This is a genomic window from Mesorhizobium sp. M7A.F.Ca.AU.001.01.1.1 (genome assembly GCF_004022735.1).
Lineage (GTDB): Bacteria > Pseudomonadota > Alphaproteobacteria > Rhizobiales > Rhizobiaceae > Mesorhizobium > Mesorhizobium ciceri.
The window spans coordinates 1-3,848 of record NZ_RZPF01000638.1 but is presented as its reverse complement, the minus strand read 5'-3'; the positions used below and the strand labels follow the sequence as shown (position 1 = coordinate 3,848).

2 protein-coding genes and 1 pseudogene are annotated in these 3,848 nt (G+C 64.2%); all 3 read left to right on the top strand.

Annotation, left to right across the window (positions count from 1 at the left end; genetic code table 11):
• On the top strand, nt 1-2,866 hold a 2,866-nt coding region (locus EN884_RS28835; protein WP_164895206.1), incomplete at its 5' end, for an efflux RND transporter permease subunit.
• A gap of 79 nt (nt 2,867-2,945) precedes the next feature.
• Nucleotides 2,946-3,551, top strand: a complete 606-nt coding sequence (gene nthA / locus EN884_RS28830; RefSeq protein WP_063168267.1) for a nitrile hydratase subunit alpha — start codon at nt 2,946-2,948, stop codon at nt 3,549-3,551.
• Nucleotides 3,548-3,848: pseudogene (locus EN884_RS28825) on the top strand (SH3-like domain-containing protein); the annotation flags it as partial. The gene nthA and the pseudogene EN884_RS28825, both read left to right, overlap by 4 nt.

Here is a 3,848-nt window from a genome sequence, read left to right as displayed (position 1 = left end):
GCCGTCATCTGCGGCGGCCGACGTGCAGGCGGCGATCGCGCGCACGCAGAAATCATTGCCGCCGCAGATGACGGCGCCGCCGAGCTATCGCAAGGTCAATCCGGCCGACGCGCCGATCCTTTTGATGTCGCTGGTCAGCGACACGGTTCCGCTGACCGACCTCGATGCGTTCGCGGAAAACGTCATCTCGCCGTCGCTGTCGACCATCGACGGCGTGGCGCAGGTCTCGATCTTCGGCCAGCAGAAATACGCGGTGCGCATCCAGATCGACCCGACCGCGCTTGCCGCACGCGGCATCTCGATCGATCAGCTGCAGGCGGCGGTTGCCTCGGCCAACAGCAACACGCCGCTCGGCGTGCTCCAGAACGACAAGCAGCAGCTCACCATCACCGCCAACACGCAGCTGACCGACGCCGCCGGTTTCTCCAACATCATCATCGCCACCAAGAACGGTCACCCGGTACGGCTGGGCGAGGTGACCCGCGTGGTCGATTCGGTGCAGACGACCACGACCGCAAGTTGGTACGATGGCACCCGCGCGATCATCATGGCCGTGCAGCGCCAGCCCGACGCCAACACTGTCGACGTCGTCGACAAGGTCAAGGCGATGCTGCCGTCCTTCAAGGACCAGATGCCGGCCGCCGCCGACATCAAGTTGCTTAACGACCGCTCCAGTTCGATCCGGCAGGCGGTCAGCGACGTGCAGTTCACGCTGCTGCTCACCATTGCCCTGGTCATCATGGTGATCTTCGTGTTCCTGCGCCGGGTGACGGCGACAATCATCCCGGCCGTGGCGGTGCCGATCTCGCTGATCGCCACGCTCGGCGCGATGTTCCTGTTCGGCTTTTCCATCGACAACATCTCGCTGATGGGCCTGACGCTGGCGGTCGGCCTCGTCGTTGACGACGCCATCGTGATGCTTGAAAACATCTTCCGCCACATGGAGGAGGACGGGCTGTCGGCCTTCGACGCCTCGCTGAAGGGCGCGCGCGAAATCGGCTTCACCATCATCTCGATCTCGATCTCGCTGGTGGCGGTTTTCATCCCCGTGCTGCTGATGGGCGGCGTCATCGGGCGCATCTTCAACGAGTTCGCCGTGGTGGTGACGGTCGCCATCCTGGCGTCGATGTTCGTGTCGCTGACGCTGACGCCGATGCTGTGCTCGCGGCTGCTGTCGGTGACCAAAGCCGACCGCGACAAGCATGGCCCCGGTCACAAGCAGGACCTCGTCACGCGCGGCTACGACAGGGTCTTGAGCTTCTGCCTGCGGCACACCTTCCTGGTGTTCCTCGTCTTCGTCGGCACCGCGGCAGCGTCGGTGTGGCTGATCCAGATCTCGCCGAAGGGCTTCTTCCCGCAAGAGGATATCGGCCAGATATCGGTGACCACCATTGCCCGCCAGGACATCTCGTTCGACGCCATGTCCAGGCTGCAAGGGCAGGTCGCCAGCGTCTTCTCGCATTCGCCCTATGTCGACCATGTGGCGTGGTCGGCGGGCAGCGGCAACAACGCGCTCAACCAGGGGCAGCTCTTCGTCCAGCTCAAGGGCAAGGACCAGCGCCCCGATATCGAGAAGGTGCTTGCGGATCTGCGCAAGCAACTGGCCCGCGTGGCGGGCATCGAGACCTACATGCAGCCGGTGCAGAATTTGAGGCTGGGCTCGCGGTCGTCCGCAAGCGCCTACCAGCTCGTGGTTCAGGGCCTTGATACCGGCCTCACCGATATTTGGGCGCAGAAACTGAACGACGCGATGGCGGCCGACCATGCGAACTTCACCGACGTCACCAGCGACCTGCAGAACAATGCGCTGCAGGCGACGCTGGTGGTGGATCGCGACAAGGCCGCCCAACTCGGTATCGATACCGACACGTTGCGCTCCGCCCTCTATGGCGGGTTCGGCACCGACCAGGTTTCGACCATCTTCGGTTCGGCCGACAGCTATGAAGTCATCACCGAGCTCGATCCCAAGATCGAGTGGTCGCCCGAGCGGATGCTGGCCATCCAGATGAGGACGGCGAGCGGCAGTCTTGTTCCGCTCGGCGCCTTCGCCCGCGTCGATCGCACGGCCGGCGCCCTGACCGTCAACCAGCTCGGCCAGCTTCCAGCCGTGACCATCTCCTACAATCTGCCGCAGGGCGTGGCGCTGGGCGACAGCGTGACGCGCATCAATGCGCTGAAAGAGCAGATCGGCATGCCGACGGTGATCTCGACGACCTTTGCCGGCACGGCCAAGACCTTCCAGGATTCGCTGGCCAACCAGGGTTTTCTGGTCGGCGGCGCAATCCTGACCATCTACATCGTGCTCGGCATCCTCTACGAAAGCTTCATCCACCCGCTGACCATCCTCACCGGCCTGCCATCGGCCGTACTGGGAGCGGTCGTTGCGCTGCGCTTCGCCGGCATGGATCTGTCGGTCATCGCGGTGATCGGCATCCTGATGCTGATCGGCATCGTCAAGAAGAACGGCATCATGATGGTCGATGTCGCGCTTGAGTTGCGACGAGAAGGCATGTCGGCGACCGAGTCGATCCACAAGGCCTGCCTGATGCGCTTCAGGCCGATCATGATGACGACGCTGGCGGCACTCATGGGCACGTTCCCGATTGCGCTCGGCACCGGCGCCAGCGCCGAACTGCGCCAGCCGCTGGGCGTTGCCGTTGTCGGCGGCCTGCTTGCCTCGCAGGCACTGACCCTGTTCGTGACGCCGGTGATCTATGTCTACATGGAGAATTTCTCGGGCTGGCTGGTCGGGCTTTGGTCGAAGCGCAAGGGCGAGCCGGGTCCGGTCGAAACTGTCGACCAGCTCTCGCTGTTCAAGGCGAGGGAAGACATGCAGCCCGAACCGCAGCGGGCGGCCGCCGAATGATGTGACAGGGCCAGTGCATGTGCCGCTGGCCCAAGGCGTTGCGCTTGCGGTGGCACCACCGGAACCGTAATTTGTCGCCATGTCCCACGATCATCATCACGATAACGAACTTGATCCGTTTGCCGCCCGCGTGCGTGCGCTGGAGACGATCCTCGCCCAGAAGGGTCTGATCGATCCGGCCGCGATCGACGTCATCGTCGACACCTACGAGACGAAGATCGGGCCGCGCAACGGCGCCAGGGTGGTGGCCAAGGCCTGGAGCGATCCTGCCTTTGCCGATTGGCTGAAGCGCGACGCGACGGCGGCGATCGCATCGCTGAGCTATACCGGCCGCCAGGGCGAGCACATGCAGGCGGTGTTCAACACGCAGGATACCCATAATCTCGTCGTCTGCACACTGTGCTCCTGCTATCCGTGGTCGGTGCTTGGCCTGCCGCCGGTCTGGTACAAGGCGCCGCCCTATCGTTCGCGCGCGGTGATCGATCCGCGCGGCGTGCTGGAAGAGTTCGGGCTGACGCTGCCGGCGGACAAGAAAATCCGCGTCTGGGATTCCACTGCCGAGCTGCGCTATCTCGTCGTGCCGATGCGGCCCGAGGGTACCGAGGGCTGGAGCGAGGAGCGGCTGGCGGAGCTGGTGAGCCGCGATGCGATGATCGGCACCGGCCTGGCGGAACAGCCGGCATGAACGGGCCGCAGGATCTCGGCGGACAGATGGGTTTCGGCCCGGTCGCGCCGGAAAAGGACGAACCTTACTTCCATGCCGCCTGGGAAAGGCGGGCGCTCGGCGTGACGCTGACTGCCGGCGCCATGGGCGCCTGGAACATCGACGAGAGCCGGCATGCACGGGAATCGCTGCATCCGGCTGTCTACTATTCATCGAGCTACTACGAGATATGGATCAAGGCGCTGGAGGTGCTGTTAAAGCGCCATGGCTTCGTCAGCCAGCGCGATCTCGAAGCGGGCAAGGCAGTCGATCCAGCAG